The organism is Mesorhizobium sp. BHbdii, assembly GCF_053848045.1.
Map to the genome: position 1 here is coordinate 82,770 of NZ_JBSPKX010000009.1, position 14,678 is coordinate 97,447.

General features: G+C 57.9%; 20 protein-coding genes and 1 tRNA gene. 13 read left to right on the forward strand and 8 right to left on the reverse strand.

The annotated features are described in order from the left end of the window. The first annotated feature begins 94 nt into the window (after positions 1 to 94). The 7 genes from ACWTU8_RS28910 to ACWTU8_RS28940 all read left to right on the forward strand — a co-directional run bounded on the left by ACWTU8_RS28910 (position 95) and on the right by ACWTU8_RS28940 (position 6,035). A complete protein-coding gene (locus tag ACWTU8_RS28910) occupies positions 95 to 1,243 on the forward strand; it encodes a DNA-methyltransferase (protein ID WP_455850817.1) in 1,149 nt (382 codons plus the stop codon). After that, on the forward strand, positions 1,218 to 1,853 hold the full coding sequence (locus ACWTU8_RS28915) for a hypothetical protein (protein WP_455850818.1): 636 nt from the start codon (positions 1,218 to 1,220) through the stop codon (positions 1,851 to 1,853). Before ACWTU8_RS28910 ends, ACWTU8_RS28915 begins: the two co-directional genes overlap by 26 nt. Before the next feature lie 5 nt (positions 1,854 to 1,858). Further along, the gene (locus tag ACWTU8_RS28920) at positions 1,859 to 2,887 is read left to right on the forward strand and encodes an AAA family ATPase (protein WP_455850819.1); all 1,029 of its coding nucleotides are present in this window, start codon (positions 1,859 to 1,861) and stop codon (positions 2,885 to 2,887) included. 6 nt (positions 2,888 to 2,893) lie between these two features. Then, positions 2,894 to 4,261, forward strand: coding sequence for a 5-methylcytosine restriction system specificity protein McrC (locus tag ACWTU8_RS28925; protein ID WP_455850820.1), 1,368 nt, complete (start codon positions 2,894 to 2,896; stop codon positions 4,259 to 4,261). Positions 4,262 to 4,764: 503 nt separating this feature from the next. After that, positions 4,765 to 5,070 carry a hypothetical protein gene (locus tag ACWTU8_RS28930; RefSeq protein WP_455850821.1) on the forward strand — a complete coding sequence of 102 codons (306 nt, stop codon included), beginning with the start codon at positions 4,765 to 4,767 and terminating at the stop codon, positions 5,068 to 5,070. Beyond that, positions 5,061 to 5,366, forward strand: a complete 306-nt coding sequence (locus tag ACWTU8_RS28935) for a hypothetical protein (RefSeq protein WP_455850822.1) — start codon at positions 5,061 to 5,063, stop codon at positions 5,364 to 5,366. The genes ACWTU8_RS28930 and ACWTU8_RS28935 overlap by 10 nt, the downstream gene beginning before the upstream one ends. A gap of 156 nt (positions 5,367 to 5,522) precedes the next feature. Beyond that, complete coding sequence (locus ACWTU8_RS28940) at positions 5,523 to 6,035, forward strand: hypothetical protein (RefSeq protein WP_455850823.1); 513 nt, start codon at positions 5,523 to 5,525, stop codon at positions 6,033 to 6,035. Positions 6,036 to 6,249: 214 nt separating this feature from the next. Here ACWTU8_RS28940 and ACWTU8_RS28945 read toward each other — a convergent pair whose 3' ends face one another. The 4 genes from ACWTU8_RS28945 to ACWTU8_RS28960 all read right to left on the reverse strand — a co-directional run bounded on the left by ACWTU8_RS28945 (position 6,250) and on the right by ACWTU8_RS28960 (position 8,050). Next, the gene (locus tag ACWTU8_RS28945) at positions 6,250 to 6,837 is read right to left on the reverse strand and encodes a hypothetical protein (RefSeq protein WP_455850824.1); all 588 of its coding nucleotides are present in this window, start codon (positions 6,835 to 6,837) and stop codon (positions 6,250 to 6,252) included. 264 nt (positions 6,838 to 7,101) lie between these two features. Beyond that, positions 7,102 to 7,368 (reverse strand): hypothetical protein, encoded by a 267-nt coding sequence (locus ACWTU8_RS28950; protein ID WP_455850825.1) that lies wholly within the window; start codon positions 7,366 to 7,368, stop codon positions 7,102 to 7,104. 11 nt (positions 7,369 to 7,379) lie between these two features. Then, the gene (locus tag ACWTU8_RS28955; RefSeq protein WP_455850826.1) at positions 7,380 to 7,700 is read right to left on the reverse strand and encodes a hypothetical protein; all 321 of its coding nucleotides are present in this window, start codon (positions 7,698 to 7,700) and stop codon (positions 7,380 to 7,382) included. A 140-nt stretch (positions 7,701 to 7,840) separates the two neighbouring features. Beyond that, positions 7,841 to 8,050: a hypothetical protein gene (locus ACWTU8_RS28960; protein ID WP_027153169.1), complete on the reverse strand. Its 210-nt coding sequence runs from the start codon at positions 8,048 to 8,050 to the stop codon at positions 7,841 to 7,843. 118 nt (positions 8,051 to 8,168) lie between these two features. Between ACWTU8_RS28960 and ACWTU8_RS28965 the strand changes: the two genes are divergently transcribed. Together ACWTU8_RS28965 and ACWTU8_RS28970 are read left to right on the forward strand one after the other, a co-directional pair. Beyond that, positions 8,169 to 8,429, forward strand: coding sequence for a hypothetical protein (locus ACWTU8_RS28965; RefSeq protein ID WP_455850827.1), 261 nt, complete (start codon positions 8,169 to 8,171; stop codon positions 8,427 to 8,429). A gap of 58 nt (positions 8,430 to 8,487) precedes the next feature. After that, on the forward strand, positions 8,488 to 8,637 hold the full coding sequence (locus tag ACWTU8_RS28970) for a hypothetical protein (protein ID WP_455850828.1): 150 nt from the start codon (positions 8,488 to 8,490) through the stop codon (positions 8,635 to 8,637). A gap of 19 nt (positions 8,638 to 8,656) precedes the next feature. On the opposite strand, the gene ligD is transcribed toward ACWTU8_RS28970, so the two are convergent. Further along, positions 8,657 to 10,429 (reverse strand): DNA ligase D, encoded by a 1,773-nt coding sequence (ligD, locus tag ACWTU8_RS28975; protein WP_455850829.1) that lies wholly within the window; start codon positions 10,427 to 10,429, stop codon positions 8,657 to 8,659. 117 nt (positions 10,430 to 10,546) lie between these two features. On the opposite strand from ligD, the gene ACWTU8_RS28980 reads away from it, so the two are divergent. Next, complete coding sequence (locus ACWTU8_RS28980) at positions 10,547 to 10,831, forward strand: hypothetical protein (protein ID WP_455850830.1); 285 nt, start codon at positions 10,547 to 10,549, stop codon at positions 10,829 to 10,831. Positions 10,832 to 10,870: 39 nt separating this feature from the next. Here the strand turns inward: ACWTU8_RS28980 and ACWTU8_RS28985 are convergent, their stop codons facing one another. Then, positions 10,871 to 11,101 (reverse strand): hypothetical protein, encoded by a 231-nt coding sequence (locus ACWTU8_RS28985; RefSeq protein ID WP_455850831.1) that lies wholly within the window; start codon positions 11,099 to 11,101, stop codon positions 10,871 to 10,873. A 117-nt stretch (positions 11,102 to 11,218) separates the two neighbouring features. Then, a complete protein-coding gene (locus ACWTU8_RS28990) occupies positions 11,219 to 11,662 on the reverse strand; it encodes a hypothetical protein (protein ID WP_455850832.1) in 444 nt (147 codons plus the stop codon). 524 nt (positions 11,663 to 12,186) lie between these two features. Between ACWTU8_RS28990 and ACWTU8_RS28995 the strand changes: the two genes are divergently transcribed. The 3 genes from ACWTU8_RS28995 to ACWTU8_RS29005 are packed head-to-tail and all read left to right on the forward strand — an operon-like array spanning position 12,187 to position 14,611. Continuing rightward, the gene (locus tag ACWTU8_RS28995) at positions 12,187 to 12,465 is read left to right on the forward strand and encodes a type II toxin-antitoxin system HigB family toxin (RefSeq protein WP_245268599.1); all 279 of its coding nucleotides are present in this window, start codon (positions 12,187 to 12,189) and stop codon (positions 12,463 to 12,465) included. Positions 12,466 to 12,501: 36 nt separating this feature from the next. Then, positions 12,502 to 12,870 (forward strand): helix-turn-helix domain-containing protein, encoded by a 369-nt coding sequence (locus ACWTU8_RS29000; RefSeq protein ID WP_455850833.1) that lies wholly within the window; start codon positions 12,502 to 12,504, stop codon positions 12,868 to 12,870. Between the two features lie 43 nt (positions 12,871 to 12,913). Beyond that, positions 12,914 to 14,611, forward strand: a complete 1,698-nt coding sequence (locus tag ACWTU8_RS29005) for a recombinase family protein (protein ID WP_455850839.1) — start codon at positions 12,914 to 12,916, stop codon at positions 14,609 to 14,611. On the opposite strand, the gene ACWTU8_RS29010 is transcribed toward ACWTU8_RS29005, so the two are convergent. Further along, a tRNA-Met gene (locus ACWTU8_RS29010) sits at positions 14,568 to 14,644 on the reverse strand. The genes ACWTU8_RS29005 and ACWTU8_RS29010 overlap by 44 nt on opposite strands. Positions 14,645 to 14,678 lie beyond the last annotated feature (34 nt).

Consider the following 14,678-nt stretch of genomic DNA (forward strand, 5'->3'; position numbering starts at 1 on the left):
GTCACAGTGTGTGGCGTACAGGTCACCAACTGGCTTGTACTTCCTTGTATTGAGTTCAGTCATCGTCAGAACGAACTTGGAGGGGATAGCCAAGATGCCCAGACCGGCAACCAATTTGCGGGTCGTGTCGCCGCGCGAATCCGAGGAACAGGCCTCCGATGATTCTGATGGAAATGACCGAAAACTTCTTCCCGTTTTCACCAAGAAAGTCCACGGCGATGCCCGGCATGTCCCCCTGAAAGCCGGTGAGGCGGATGTGGTAGTCACGTCGCCGCCTTACTGGTTGAAGCGCGACTATGGCGTCGATGGTCAGATAGGGCAGGAGGCAACCGCAGAAGGCTATGTTGGTAGCCTGCTCGATTGCATGGAGAACTGGAAGACCGTCCTACCAAAGTGGGGTTCAGTCTTCATCAATATCGGCGATACCTATCACAATGGATCTCTAGCCAACACGCCGGGGCGTCTAGAATTTGCCGCACACAATGCAGGCTGGACAGTTAGAAATCGCATTATATGGGTCAAAGACGCCGGCATGCCCGACCCGGCCAAAGACCGCTTGAAGAGCCGGCACGAGTACATCATCCATTTCGCGATGCAGCGGCGAGACTACTATTACGATCAGTACGGATATGCCGAAAAATACGGGAACGGCACGGGACCTACAGATGTATGGCAGATAGGCTTGCGTCGAGACGTAAGCGACCACCTAGCACCATACCCGGTCGAACTGGTCGACCGTATACTGACGCTCGGCTGCCCTGAGCAAGTTTGTGTTTGCTGCGGCAAGCCCCGTCGTCGCTTGGTCGAGAGAACATCTGACCTCGATCCCGCGCGCCCCCAGGCCAAGCGCGCAATGGAACTTGCGAAGATGCACGGCCTTTCCGAAGCCCATATTGCTGCGATCCAGGCGACGGGGATTTCTGATGCGGGTAAGGCCATGAAAACTCAGACCGGAACAGGCCGGAATTCGGAGCCGGTTAAAAAGCTTGCTGCTGAGGCGAAGCTGGTACTCGGTGGGTATTTTCGAGAGTTCACCTTTGCAAAACGGCGTGCGGTCGGATGGAGTGATTGCGGGTGCGAAGGCCCGTTCAGGCCAGGAATCGTCCTTGATCCCTTTATGGGGACGGGAACGACTTTGCGTGCAGCAAAAGATGCAGGACGAAGTGCAATCGGTGTAGATTTGGCGCAGCAGACTGATTCTCAGGGACGAGTGCGCCGTGGCGGAAGAGGCAGAAAAGCCTGAAACCTACGTCTTTAGCGCCAATGCAGTGCGCAGGTCGATCGATTCCTTACTCAAGAATAAGAATCATGAGCATGTCCCAGGCTATCTCGCACTCTTGCGTTCACAAAACACCAGAGTTGGAGCGCCATCCCAACTTAGCGACATAGTCGAAGTCCACGATCGATATCTCAAGGTGTTAGACGCGGCGGAAAATCGCCCGTATTTGCGGCCGTTTGTGTCACGCGGAAAAAACATCTGGTTTAACGGCAATATCTCCGGCTCATATGCACCGAGCAATGTGAAGGCCGATCCTGGGCCGATCTTCCGCGTAGTTCAGATAAGCGGAAGCGGGTTGAACACGAAGTATTCACTGCCATCTGACCACGCAGCCCGTGCCTCTGAGCATCTTCTCAAAGGTCACAAGCTACCGATCACGGCGCTCGCGGCATTCATGTATCGCGACTACGGTATGCATCTAGATGAGCCTTCAATCGCAGCGGCAACCAATCTTTTTCGCACCGAATTCTACCTCCGAGCGGATGGCGCGGATCAGCAGCAGATTTTCGAAACGCTGTTCTATGATGACGCCGCCGACTTCCCAGCAAGTGACATCGAACTGATGCAGGAATAGATCAAGTGGATAGTGTCACCCAGGAACGCGTTAGGCCCCTGTCGATCGAGCAGTTGGGGCTGAACGTTTCCAAGGCGTCTATCGGTGCCTTAGGGCCAAACCCTGAACCTAGAGACGTTGAGCCTTTGCCCGATACCGATTCCGTACTGATCGACGTTCGCGCCGCGCTAGAAATGGGTTTTGCTGGGATTATCCTTTCAGGGCCGCCAGGCACAGGGAAGAGCTATTATGCCGAGAGGATCGCCCACACCATAGCTAGCAACCCTAGTGCGGTGCGTGTGGTCCAGTTCCATGCCAGCTACCAGTATGAAGACTTTATGCAGGGGTTTGCGCCAGCCTTAGACGGCAGTGGATTTGAACTACAAAACAAGATATTTCCAATTGCCTGCAAGGCAGCCGACGAAGATCCCGATGAAGCAATCCACGTTATCCTGATTGACGAGATCAGCCGATGCGACGTCGCGCGGGTGTTCGGGGAGGCGCTGACATATTTGGAACCGGACAAGCGCGGCCGAACCTTTCATCTCGCGTCTGGTAAGGAGTTGAGCGTTCCCAAGAATCTCATCATTCTTGCAACGATGAACCCTTGGGATAAGGGCGTCGATGAACTCGACGTCGCTCTCGAACGCCGCTTTGCGCAGATCGACATGCCACCAAGCTCGAAAGCGCTACGCGAGATTTTGGCGGGCAAGAAAGTAGACTCTGCCTTTGTCGAGCGGATCGTTACCTTCTTTGAGGCCATCCAGGCGCTCGATGACGAAATGGTCCACTTGGGCCATGCTTATTTCAACAACTGCGTGGACGAAGAAAGCGCTCGGCGAGCTTGGGCGTTCAGGCTGCTACCATTTTTTACGAAGGCATGCCGGCTTGAGCGTGAGATGCTTAATACCATCAAGCGGCACTGGCTGAAGGTAGTCCCGTTGCAGCCTGCAGCAGCCGCGCAACCGGCACCTGCGGCAATCAATGATGCTGCGGCCAAGGCGGCCGAACCTGCTCCTGCCGAGCAGGTTGCTCCACCGCAACCAGCTGCATAACAATCGATGGCGGGGGTTATCGAACTCAGCGAGGCGCTCAGCGGGCGTGGCAAGGCGGCGTCACGTCAGATTTCTCGAACGCCAATCAAAGGCATCGAACATCAGATTAAGGAACTGCCACCGGCACTGATCAGGCCCGATGGAAGTCTTGATCTCTATGAAGATGTACGCAAGCTCTTCAAGCCTATCTTTAGCGACGGGAAGCCGGCGATTCAGTGTGGCGGATGGGTTGGATATATTCCGCTGAACGATCAATATGCGCTCGAAGTCGCACCGCGGGTGCCAATCGGAAATCTTGAGCGCCTGATTGGTATGGCCGCCGGCTACACCCCGCGCGTTTTGCAAAAATATACACGGCAGTTCGCACTCAGCCAAGAGCGACCGGATTCCCTATTCGATGTGCTGACCGATCAGATGCTGCATGCGTTCGATCACGTCTGGGAGAGTGGTCTCATAAAAGCCTACGAACGCCGGGGACGCATCGGCACATCGCCTGCGGGTCGGATTGATCCATTCGAAAGCGCGTGGCGGACAGCGAAGGCCGGGCTACCTGTGGCCGCCTCTGCGGCCTTTCATAGGACAGTCGATTTTGGACCCAACCGCCTGTTGCGCCTGGCATTCGAAAAGCTGTTATCCCGCTATCTTGGGACGCAAAGTCAAAGCCAACGCGCGCGACTGTTACGAATCCGCCGCGTACTCGCCCGTCTCGAAGATGTTGCCTTGCCGTCGCGCTCGGAGATGACGCCGCAAGCCGTCACGGACATGGTTAGACATCTTCCCGCGCAGCATGAGAACTACGCTGATGCCTTGATGCTCGCACAGCTCGTGATTTCGGATTCGGGGCTATCAATCCGCGGTAACAATGGCATGGCCATTCTGCCGTCGATCATTATCGATATGGCCACGGTCTTTGAAGCTTATGTCCGGCGGGTTCTGGCGGACCGGTTACAAGAAAACCCGCGCATCGTAGTCAAGGACGGGAACAACGCGCCGCCCGGAGGTGCCAGCACGCTGCTGTTGGATCCCATCGAACCTGGCGTCAAGAATGTTGATGTAACGCCAGATATTGTGATCGAGATTGACGGAGTAGTGCGGCTAGTCATCGACGCAAAATACAAGCCCGCGACCAGCAAACCGGTTAGGGATGATGTCAATCAGGTCGTGCTCTATGGTGCGAAGTATGCAGCCCGTCATGTAATGCTGCTACATGCAGGGAGAGACCCGGTCCAAGCACCCGTTACACTGCTGGGGGGGATTGGCTCGTTTAGCCTCTATAACGGCCTGATCGATCTCGATGCTGATCCGATCGAGGCGGAAGAGAATCATCTCTCCGAACGGGTTGCTGCAATCCTGGCGGACGATCTGAAGCCTTAATGGGCTAGACGTCAGCACAGGCCCTATCAAGCGCATCAAGCTGACGACAATGGCATTATTCGGCGCTGGGGCTCGCGGGGAGAGCGCCCCCTTCCCATACCGATGCCGCAATGGAATGGTGGTCGAGGCGCACGAAAGCCCGTCAGAATTCCAAGGGGGCATGAAGGCTCTTTGGTCGCCCTCCATGCGCGAGCAGCATGGTGCGGGGTTCCAAGGGACGGCAAACGTCCTCGGAGGCGATCCAGCGGCAATCAGGCTGGTCTGGGCAGGGTCTCGGGGAGGGCAAGCCCGCGTGATGAGGCCCGATGCCGAGCGAACACCACAGCCGGGGGATTGCAAGCGGGGAACCGCACAGCGGGTCCCCCTTTGCCAAGGTTGCGGTACTACACCGCACATCCTTGCGGTGGCAGCCGCTATTAGCATTAGTCTCTACGAATATACCAATTCAGCCGGGCAAGTGAAACCGCGTTGACATTCAGCGTTATAACAATGCGCAGTAGGTCATGACCAAATTTAGCGAAGAGCAGGTCCACCAGCATCTTTATCAAACCGGCCTTGAGGCCCTGATAATGGATAATGCTGAGCTTGATGTAACACCTGCCGCACCCGACTGCGATGGGGATGAGGACGACTTTCGCCTTTGGCGGATTATCAAAGAAAGGGCTTTTGCCAAGCTACGGTGGCTTCATTGGTCCGTCCGCTACGGAGAGTTCATCGGCAGCAAGGTCAAGCTGCCGACCGATAGCACCACACCTATGGAATTGGACCTTCTCGGCACTCAGACGACGGACTTTTCGTCTTGGAACTGAAGGTCGAGCGTTCGGCTGAGCGCAACGCTTTTTCTGAGCTCTTCGCATACAGCAATTACATCGCCGGCATGTTCGCGCTGTCCGGCCCGCAGGACATTACCAACATCCTGGTTGCCAATCTTGATAACAAGATTACTAGACAGGCCTTCCTGTACGATCTGTTGATCAGCGAGCGTGACATCATCGTCTATCGTCCGGTGTTTCCGACGGGCGAGCTATCGAGCCTGAAGCTGGAAATCTACATCCCCAGCGACGACGACTTCCGGCATTTCACCAATCAACCCCCTGTCGCATGACGCTATGAGCTGCGTGGTCATGTCGTTCCATGACCTGCCGGGATGGTTCGACAGTGAAGAAGAGAGTGGAAGCTTGAATGACTGGACAAAGAAAAATCTGGCCGGGCTCAGCGGCTACACCGCCCAACTCATGGAGGCTGAACGCCTTCACGGCTTTTGCTTATCAGAAAGCCGTGGAACGAAATTCCCCGCTACTACCGCAACAGCCTTTTCATTTGTGCGCTGAACCCGTTCAACATCGCCGAGCCCGAACGCACAAGCGCGTTCCTTGAAGGGATTGATGAACAGCATCATGACAATTTTCTGGAAGCACCACAGCTCGCCTTTGATGGCCGGCTTATTCGCCTCGCCCAGCACGCCCTCAAGGATTGTCTGACAAACAACTATGAGGGTGAGGTCGAAACTCCGTATTGGGGTGCGATGGTCACATCAGTTCAGGAGGTGGTAATAACGCACAATTTTGCGTTTCGGCCGACCGGCATGATGCGCGAGGCCTTTGTCGGCTACCTTAATGGGGTCTACGCCTGTAACGCTTTAGGGAAATGTTCGGGCGAGGACGTATCCAAGCTAAAAATTGAAGAGGTCAACAATTGGCTGCGCGCATGGATGTTCATGGAGCGTTGCGGCTTTCGTGCCGGAAACGCGCTTGATGCCGACGACCTCGGCTAAAGATTCGGCAATGTCGCAGCAGGTCACCTGCGCACATTGCGGCTGCCTGACCTCGTGGTAGAGTATGAGTCGGGTTTGGCACCTGTGACCTGTCGCCGGGTCAAACGTCCCAGGTTTCATTTAACATCGGCAGACCCCATCTCAACCAGCGGACTGCTGTGTAATCGGCGAACGGCAGTCCTATGGAGAGGCAATTCCGAGACTGGCGCTGCTTTTACCCCAGAATTTTGTAAGTGGCAGAAGCACGAGGATCGATACCTGTCCGCTCCTTCACCAGATCAATGTACGCAGCAGCGGTTTTGTAAAACCTCGTGGCGTTTTTGGGATCGGCCATTCTCGTATAGTCGAGATGGTTGGTTTTCTCATGCAGCTTCAGTGGGGCCCTGGTGGTGTCCTGAATCTCGGTAGGCTCGATTTCATAGGGCGAAGAGTGGGTCACAAGATTGCGCCATTGCTGCATCTGCCCGATATCTCGGAACGTGCCTTGGCTCTTGTCAATCTCAATGCCGGCCGCAGACATCAGCAATTGCATCTTGTCCCAAAACCGCCTCGCCTGCCGGTATTTCTGGTAGTCAAAGCCCCCGAAGCGATTATCTGATCCCATCAAAAACGCCACGGATGCGGAGAAGCTCTCGATAGCTGCGAAGGATAGGACCATGCCTCCAGTGAAGAAGGAAAACCCCATCGACATGTTGCCCGCCTTTGGCCGCTTGTCCATTGCGAGGCCTACCTTGATCAGCTCGCCTGCGGCATAGAGCGTTAGATCCCAATCATGGTTTTGAGCTGAGTACTCGTACGGCAAGATGGTATCCTCCACGCAAAACGCGCTTTTCAGTGCACGAGAAGAGTTAAGCAGGCCTTCGCTTTGACCGGGACCTGAGTTAGCAAACGAACTCAGTGGCCGCGCTGTATTGACGGTAAGCGCTACCATCGTCCACCAGTGGCACTTTTCCACAGAGGTGGCGCCGAAATTGGCACCATCTGTGGGGCTCTCGTGGTGCTTCCGCGCCGAACAGCGTCTCCAGCACCGCAATGATTAGACAATCTCCCGAGCGGCAGATTTCCGTCAGTTCCTCCGGTAGCCGTAGTGCCAATAAGCGGCACCATTGGACGGCTCAGGTTCCTTGGCAGATGGCCGTCTTGTTTTGAACTCGGCAAGCTCGTCATCCCGTCTGGCAATGCGGCTTTCGAGGTTGGCGATGCGCTCGGCCAAGAAGTAGCGCCCGACCAGAAAGCCTCCGCTTCCGAAAATTATCGCGAATGTGCCAAAGGCGACTGGGTTAGCCAGTACTGGCGCAGAGTTGCTTTGTAGAATATCGACAAGCTCCTGCATCTCACATCCTTTCAATTTCTCGGCAGTTTGTGGATCTCCAGGCTGACCGGGCCGCCTCTTTCGCAGCTGGTGCAGAACAGCGCCCTCTCGACTGTGCTGAATAGCGCCGCCTTTCCATATTTCCGGATGAGCGCCGCGGGGTTGATCTCTGCGTGATGGGAACAGCTTTTGCACCACGCCCGCAGCTTATGCCACTCGCGCAGATCACCCAGTGACACGTCGAGCCCGGCATGCACACTGCCGTCGGTGATCGTTTGAGGCGGGATCTTCACTTCGCCTGGCGTGACAATTTTTTCCATGACGTGGCGGCTATTATAGTGGATCAGCAGCATGCCCGGCCGCCGACGAATGGCGGCCTGCCAGGCAGCTTGGCTGACCATTGAATCGGGCGATCTGTTTATCGGTTCGACAAGCGCCGCTTCGTCCCTGTCCCAAACTTCGATCCGAAAATTGTCTTCCGTGCTTGCCATGGCTAGTGTCGCGCTTTGTGCCAGCCGCGGGAGAACCCTTTCGAAACTGCTGCCCGTGACAGGGCAAGCTCGCGCTTGAGTTCGGCATTGATGGCGAGCACGTTGAGCAGGGCGACCAAGGCATCGCCCCCTGCCGCAGCTATCGCTTGCTGGGCAACCAGTTCCAGTTCTGACAATGCTTCGCCGGCCGGCGCGTTGTGGCGCTTTCCCATAGCCCTTCCTGCTTAGAAGCATTCAGGAATAAGGAACATATTCCTCACTCGTCAAGGTCTGGCTTGACTATTTGTTCTCATTTTGTTCACATTGGGTGACAACCGAAAGGAGCGGATCATGAGCAACCAGAAAGAACCTTTGGTTCCAGTCGAGTTCGCAGGTGTCTCTTTCAGCGTTCACAAAATGCCAGGCGGCCGCTTTACCATCGATTTGGAAGGGCAAGCGATCCCGTCTTTGCCGGGTATCGCCTACGGCTTGGTGATGAAAGATGGCGCCACCGAAGAGCAGGTCCAAAAGCTGTGCCGCGACAAACGCCGAATTGGTTCTGACTTGAGCATCGTGAGGACGGGGAGCGCTGCCTGTGATCAATCGGCCTAAGAATCAGAATTTCTTATCCAGACCGCGAGAGCCCGGCTTTCAGGCGATCGTCGACTGCATGCTAGAAGCCGGCTGGGCACGCGGCGAGGTGATCCGCTCGCTGCGGCGGCTGATCGCGGCCGACAACATGACGCAAAAGGAAAACGCCAAGTTCGAAGCGGAGCTTGCGATTGCCAGAGCGATGATCCGAGCAGGCAGGCAGCATTAAAAGCTTCGAATGCGAGCGGCTACGCCGCCTTTCGGGCAGCCGCTCGGAACGGATGGTCGATGGTGAAACCGTCGGGCCGAATACCCCGCTCAACTTGGCTCCACGTTACAGGATGGGCGATTGGGAAGCCCGGTCGGGCTCGTGGGGAGAAGGCTCCCACCGCAGTGTTGCCGCGCCCGTTGCGAAGATAATCAAGAAAGATGCGGCCTCTTCGGGCTGCCGGAGCGGCAGAGAGCAGATAACGATCGGGGCGTGCCTCAACAAGGCACTGGGCGAGCGACTTGGCCAATTGCCGGGCGCTGTCGTGGGGCATCTTTGTCTCAAGCGGCGCCATCAAGTGAATGCCCTTGCCGCCCGTCACCTTCGCCCAACTCTCCAGACCTGCCGCTTCCATGATGTCGCGGAGCGCTAACGCGGTCTCGATCACTTCCGCCCACTCGATGCCCTCGCCCGGATCGAGGTCCAGCACGACGCGATCAGCATGCTCGATATCGTCAACGGTGGCGTTCCAGGGATGCACCTCTACGGCATCCATCTCGACCAGCCCGAGCAAACCGGCAAGGTCGTCCACCCACACGCGAACGCCCTCGCCCCCCTCGCGCTTCTGGACGCGCAACTGATGCACCGCCGCTGGAATTTCGGGCAGCTTGCCTTTGTGGTAGAAGGTGGCCCCAAAAGCATGGCGGACCAGCTTCAGCGGTCGCCGGCCGAGATGGATCAGTGCTTGATCAGCAACCCGCTCCCAGTAGCGCACAAGCTCTTCCTTGGAGGGCGAAACCGCATCGGGCAGCAATTGCAGAATGTTCTCGCGAGGAACCCCATGTGCCCGGACCGCCTCTCGTCTCTTTGAGGGAGCGGGCGGCTTCGCCGGGATCGTCACGAGGTCTTCGCGCAGGCCTTTGAACACTGCCTCACGCAGGATGCCACGATCGGTGACGCCGCTGAATTGCACCTCGGCCAGGACCTCTGGTCTGACCCAGGTCGCCTTCGGCTTCACGATGGGCTGTGACAAAGGCGACTTGCCGATGATCAGTGGATCAAGCCGCTCTCTAACATGCCGCGCTGTCGTCAAGCTGTAGCCGCTTTGGGCCTTGCCAGCGTAGAGCAGGCGATCGCCTTCCCGGCGGCCTAGGTAAAGGGACGCAATGCGGCGCGGGTGGGCGCCGAGCTTCTCGACGAAAGCAACAATGGGGAAGGTGTCGCTCTTGATGCATTTCACCTTGAGCCAGCTCGTCTGCACACCTGAGCGATAGGGGGCATCCCCTCGCTTGGATACGATCCCCTCCAAGCCCATCCGGCATGCATGTTCAAACACGTCGCTGCCGCTCACCTCCAGATGCTCGGCATAGGTCAGTGTCGGCGCCCTGTCCTTCACCAGCTTTTCTAGCGCAGCCTTGCGTTTCACCAATGGCTGTTGCCGGAGATCCCGACCGTTCAGGTGCAGCAGGTCGAATGCATAGAAGATGACCTTCGGCGAGTTTGGATTGCCCAATTCCCGCTCGAGGGCTTGGTAGTCCGGCAACCCGGTCTCGCCCAGGACGACAGCCTCCCCGTCGATGATTGCTGCTTTAGCCGGTAGGTTCGCCGCTGCCTGGACAATTCCTTTGTATCGATGCGACCAGTCATAGCCGCGGCGCGTGAAGGCTCGTGCTGTGCGGCCCTCGACGATTAGCTGGGTGCGGTAGCCATCGTATTTGACCTCGTGAAGCCAGTCGCTGCCCGCGGGAGCTTTCGCGACCAACGTTGGCGATTGAAACTCGATGAATGATAGCCGGTCTGCGGCGTTGCTCATGCACCAGTGACTCCCCGAACCGCGACTCAAGCCGCAGGGCGGGCAATCGGTTCCGGAACATTTTAGCAAAATGGAATGTTTAGTTGGAAATGACGAAGCTGGAAATGGACCCTGGCCATGGCGGTAAAGATCGGCGATGAAGTCACACTCACCGTGACAATCCTGAAGGTGCTGGACAACGGCATGTCGAGCGTGAGCATACCCTCTTACAGCTTTCCCTTTTCGATCGACACACCGAAGAGGGCAACGGCCGGCGAAAAGGTCGAGATCACCGGCTTTGTCACTCGGGTGGATGACGAGGACGGCAAGGTGACTGTCCGGATCGAAGGAGCCGGCCTAGTCACGGTAGATGTCGAAACAGTATCGCACGAGCCCGCACCTAGGGTGCGTCAGTCTCGGTGACATGTTTTGCTGATCCCCGCCTCTGGCTCCGCTTCGCTGTCAAGGATCAGTGCGGACCCCCGCCTGCCAGAAGATGTTTGTAGCCGTTGTGGTCATCCGTCGGGTGCGGGCAAGATGACTCTCCAAGCGCGGAACGCACCGCTCCGGCTCCTTTTCGGGATTGATGTGTAAGACGATCCTGGCAACCTCACGCCAGTCAGCATCTTCGGCCGCGGCATCGAGAAGGCGAACGTAGGTGAGCAGCCGCTCCTCGTCGTAGCCGGCCAGCACGGAAGAAGTGGAGCCTCGTCGGTCACATCGGGATCTGGCAGAGGCATACGCATGCCTTAGGGTTGTACCAGAGGGCCTGAACACAAAAAAGCCCGCCGGCCGGAACCTTAGTGTTGCTCACTTCGATTCAGACATGAGGGCTTCACAGCTCAGAATGAGCTGCCGTCCGCACTGGTCCGAGGCCTCGAGCACTGCCGCCTTCTCGACGAAAAAGAAGAAATACCCCGCATGGATGGCGGCGATCACGAGTACCGTGAAGACCTGAAGCAAAGAAGGGTCACTGGGACGACGGCTTTCCGAGAGAGAGTAAGCAAGCAGATCAGAACGACGATCATGTTCAGCGTTAGCGCGCGCCATTTTACGCCGAATAGGTTTCGACGGAATCCGTAGGTCTTGTTTTCCTGGATGGATCTCGAATTTTGTGGTATCGAGCGTTCGCTCCCTAAGCCAAATCCCGCAGCGCTCGTAAAAACCATCCACCTTCAGTGGATTGCTTTCTTCGTCGTTCGCTGTTGGCGCCGGTGCGTGCTTGATGGAGAGGTTCGGCTCGTAGGCCGACACGCCGGTCTCCGGCCCCCGAGGTGTTCCAGCACGGCCGATGGCACATCGATCCGCGATTGCGTGAGACTCTTTTGGCGAGTACTGGCCAACCCAGCCCTTTTCCAAGTCGCGGTATCCGATTCGCCGCACAATGGTGGCGCCCCCCTTCCCTTATTCCTGCAGATGGGCTTCCGATGGCTCCTGATGATGCTCGGCACCGGGTACTGGAGGCATGGCAGCCAAACGAGATAGGATCAGGATCGAGGGTCGCGACCCGTCGGTTGAATCCGAGAAGTCTGCCGAATCTCCGACCATCGCAGACGCAGCTGTCCTGCGTCTCGCCCGCCTAATCGGCCGTCAGATCGCCCGCGAGCAGTTTGAAGGTAGGTTGACAGCCGAACGGCGTCCGAAAACCGGGACGTGGTCCGCCGATCGCCCCTGAACCCCGCCTCGGCAGCGCATTGCGTTCCCTGGCGAAGCTTCCCCGCCGGGGTCTTTTCCAGATTCGGCTTGCACCCATTTCGGGACCAAAGTAAGGTCTCGTGATGAGGATTATTGCCCGTCGCACCTTGCGGAAGTTCGTCGATAGGCTTGAGACGCACAAGGACCAGCCGGCAGTGAAGGCCGCGCTAGATGCCTGGTTCGACGAAGTCGGCGAGGCGGACTGGAAGAGTTCGGCTGATGTGAAGCGGCTTTACGCGACGGCCAGCATCTTCAGCGCCGAGCGGACTGCCTTTAACATCAAGGGCAATGCCTATTGCTTGCTGGTGGCGGTCGACTTCGAGAAGAGCATCGTCTGGATCAAGTGGATCGGCACCCACTGAGCCCCTATGACAGGATCGACGTGACGGAGGTGAAACATGGCGATTGAGCTAAAGCCCGTCCGTTCCGAGGCGGATTACGCGGCGGCGCTTGCCGAAGCGGAGCGTCTGTGGGGCGCAAAGAGCGGCACGCCTGAGGGCGATCGGTTGGACGTACTCGCGACGCTGATTGAGGTCTACGAGGAAAAACACCATCTGATGGACCCACCCGACCCGATCGAGGCGATCAAGTTCCGCATGGAGCAGCAGGGTCTGTCCCGCAAGGATCTGGAACCGATAATCGGAACACGGGGCCGAGTAGCCGAGGTGCTTAACCGCCGGCGCGGTCTCTCGATTGAGATGATCCGTAACCTGCACGACCAGCTCGGCATCTCGGCCGAAATCCTGATCCGCCCCACCCGCCAGTAAGCGGCCGCCTGACGGGACGATAGAGGCCGAGAGGATAGTCCAGATGACCCGCATTGCGCTTTACGCCCGTTATTCATCTGAAAGCCAGCGGGACTCCTCGATCGAGGATCAGTTCCGTGTCTGTCGCGAGCAAGCAAAGCGGGAAAGCTGGAAGATCGCCGGTTGCTACAAGGATGCGGGCATATCCGGATCGAGCATGATCCTGCGGCCTGGCATCCAGATGCTGCTGCAGGATGCGCAGGAGGGCCTGTTTGACTTGGTGCTCGCCGAGGCGCTGGACCGGGTAAGCCGCGATCAGGCCGACGTCGCCACCTTGTTCAAGCATCTGAAGTTCGCCGGCGTACCGATCGTCACCCTGGCTGAAGGAGAAATCACTGAGCTCCATGTTGGGCTGAAGGGCACGATGAACGCGCTGTTCCTGAAGGATCTTGCCGCCAAGACGCATCGCGGCCTGCGCGGTCGAGTCGAGGACGGCAAGTCCGGCGGCGGGCTTTGCTACGGCTACAAGATCCTCAAGAAGCTGGACCATCGCGGCGAACTGATCAGAGGCGAACGCGAGATCGACTTTTACGAAGCCGAGGTCGTGCGTCGCATCTTCCGCGACTTTGCGGCCGGCATTGGCCCGCGCACCATTGCGAAGACGCTGAACGACGAAGGTGTTGTTGGTCCCGGCGGCAAGCCCTGGATCGACACGACGATCCGCGGGCATCAGAAGCGTGGCTCCGGCATCGTCAACAACGAACTCTATATCGGCCGGCTGATCTGGAACCGGCTGCGCTACGTGAAGGATCCGTCCACTGGCAGGCGCGTGTCGCGCATGAACCCGGAATCTGACCGGATCGTGACCGAGGTTCCCGAGTTGCGGATCGTCGATGACCAGCTCTGGCAGGCGGTCCGTGTTCGCCAGAGCGAGATCGTCGAGAAATATGCCAATGTGACCGAGGCGGTGCGCGAGCACCATAGAAAGAATAAGTTGAACGGCGCACGCCGGCCGAAGTCGTTGTTGTCCGGCCTGATCTTCTGCGGCTGCTGCGGTGGTCCTTACTCGCTTCGTGGCGCTGGCCGCTTTGCCTGCTCGAGCCACATCGCCAACAAATCCTGTTCCAACAGCCGCACGATCCCGCGCGAAGAGCTGGAGAACCGCGTGCTGGCCGGTCTCAAGGACCGGATGATGTCGCCAGAGGTAGCAGCAGAGGCCATGCGCGCCCATGCGGAGGAGACGAACCGGCTCAACCGCGAGCGCCGGTCCAAAGGCGACGAATGGCGGACAGAGCTTGAGAAGACCGGGCGCGAGTTGGAGAAGGCCATCAACGCCATTCTCGCCGGCGTGCTTCCCCTGACGCTCAAAGAGAAGATCGAGAAGCTGGAACTACGCAAGGCCGAGCTGTCTGCCCTCCTCGCTGACGTGCCGGAGGATGTCCCGGTCCTGCTGACGAGCGCATCGGCGATCTACGCGAAGAAGGTTGCCCGGTTGACGGAGGCGCTGAACCGCCCTGAAGCGCGGACGGAGGCTGCAGAGGCATTGCGCACGGTGATCGAGAAAATAGTGCTACGCCCTGGCCCCAATCGCGGCGAGATCGACGCGCTTCTCTACGGAGAACTCGGTGCGATCCTGAACTGGATTGAGCGGCAGGCCGTTGGGAAGACTACAAAAAAGAACACTCCCGCAGCAAAAGCTGCGGGAGTGTCGGTATCGGTGGTTGCGGGGACAGGATTTGAACCTGTGACCTTCAGGTTATGAGCCTGACGAGCTACCGGGCTGCTCCACCCCGCGTCAACTAGACGGCGAATGCCGGCCGGGCAGCCCG

What these genes read in the sequence shown, in the direction of transcription:
- ACWTU8_RS28925 (WP_455850820.1), top strand. Translation starts at nt 2,894, where the DNA reads ATGGCGGGGGTTATCGAACTCAGCGAGGCGCTCAGCGGGCGTGGCAAG.
- ACWTU8_RS28910 (WP_455850817.1), top strand. Translation starts at nt 95, where the DNA reads ATGCCCAGACCGGCAACCAATTTGCGGGTCGTGTCGCCGCGCGAATCC.
- ACWTU8_RS29005 (WP_455850839.1), top strand. Translation starts at nt 12,914, where the DNA reads ATGACCCGCATTGCGCTTTACGCCCGTTATTCATCTGAAAGCCAGCGG.
- ACWTU8_RS29000 (WP_455850833.1), top strand. Translation starts at nt 12,502, where the DNA reads ATGGCGATTGAGCTAAAGCCCGTCCGTTCCGAGGCGGATTACGCGGCG.
- ACWTU8_RS28965 (WP_455850827.1), top strand. Translation starts at nt 8,169, where the DNA reads ATGAGCAACCAGAAAGAACCTTTGGTTCCAGTCGAGTTCGCAGGTGTC.
- ACWTU8_RS28995 (WP_245268599.1), top strand. Translation starts at nt 12,187, where the DNA reads ATGAGGATTATTGCCCGTCGCACCTTGCGGAAGTTCGTCGATAGGCTT.
- ACWTU8_RS28930 (WP_455850821.1), top strand. Translation starts at nt 4,765, where the DNA reads ATGACCAAATTTAGCGAAGAGCAGGTCCACCAGCATCTTTATCAAACC.
- ligD (WP_455850829.1), bottom strand. Translation starts at nt 10,429, where the DNA reads ATGAGCAACGCCGCAGACCGGCTATCATTCATCGAGTTTCAATCGCCA.
- ACWTU8_RS28960 (WP_027153169.1), bottom strand. Translation starts at nt 8,050, where the DNA reads ATGGGAAAGCGCCACAACGCGCCGGCCGGCGAAGCATTGTCAGAACTG.
- ACWTU8_RS28980 (WP_455850830.1), top strand. Translation starts at nt 10,547, where the DNA reads ATGGCGGTAAAGATCGGCGATGAAGTCACACTCACCGTGACAATCCTG.
- ACWTU8_RS28955 (WP_455850826.1), bottom strand. Translation starts at nt 7,700, where the DNA reads ATGCTGCTGATCCACTATAATAGCCGCCACGTCATGGAAAAAATTGTC.
- ACWTU8_RS28950 (WP_455850825.1), bottom strand. Translation starts at nt 7,368, where the DNA reads ATGCAGGAGCTTGTCGATATTCTACAAAGCAACTCTGCGCCAGTACTG.
- ACWTU8_RS28970 (WP_455850828.1), top strand. Translation starts at nt 8,488, where the DNA reads ATGCTAGAAGCCGGCTGGGCACGCGGCGAGGTGATCCGCTCGCTGCGG.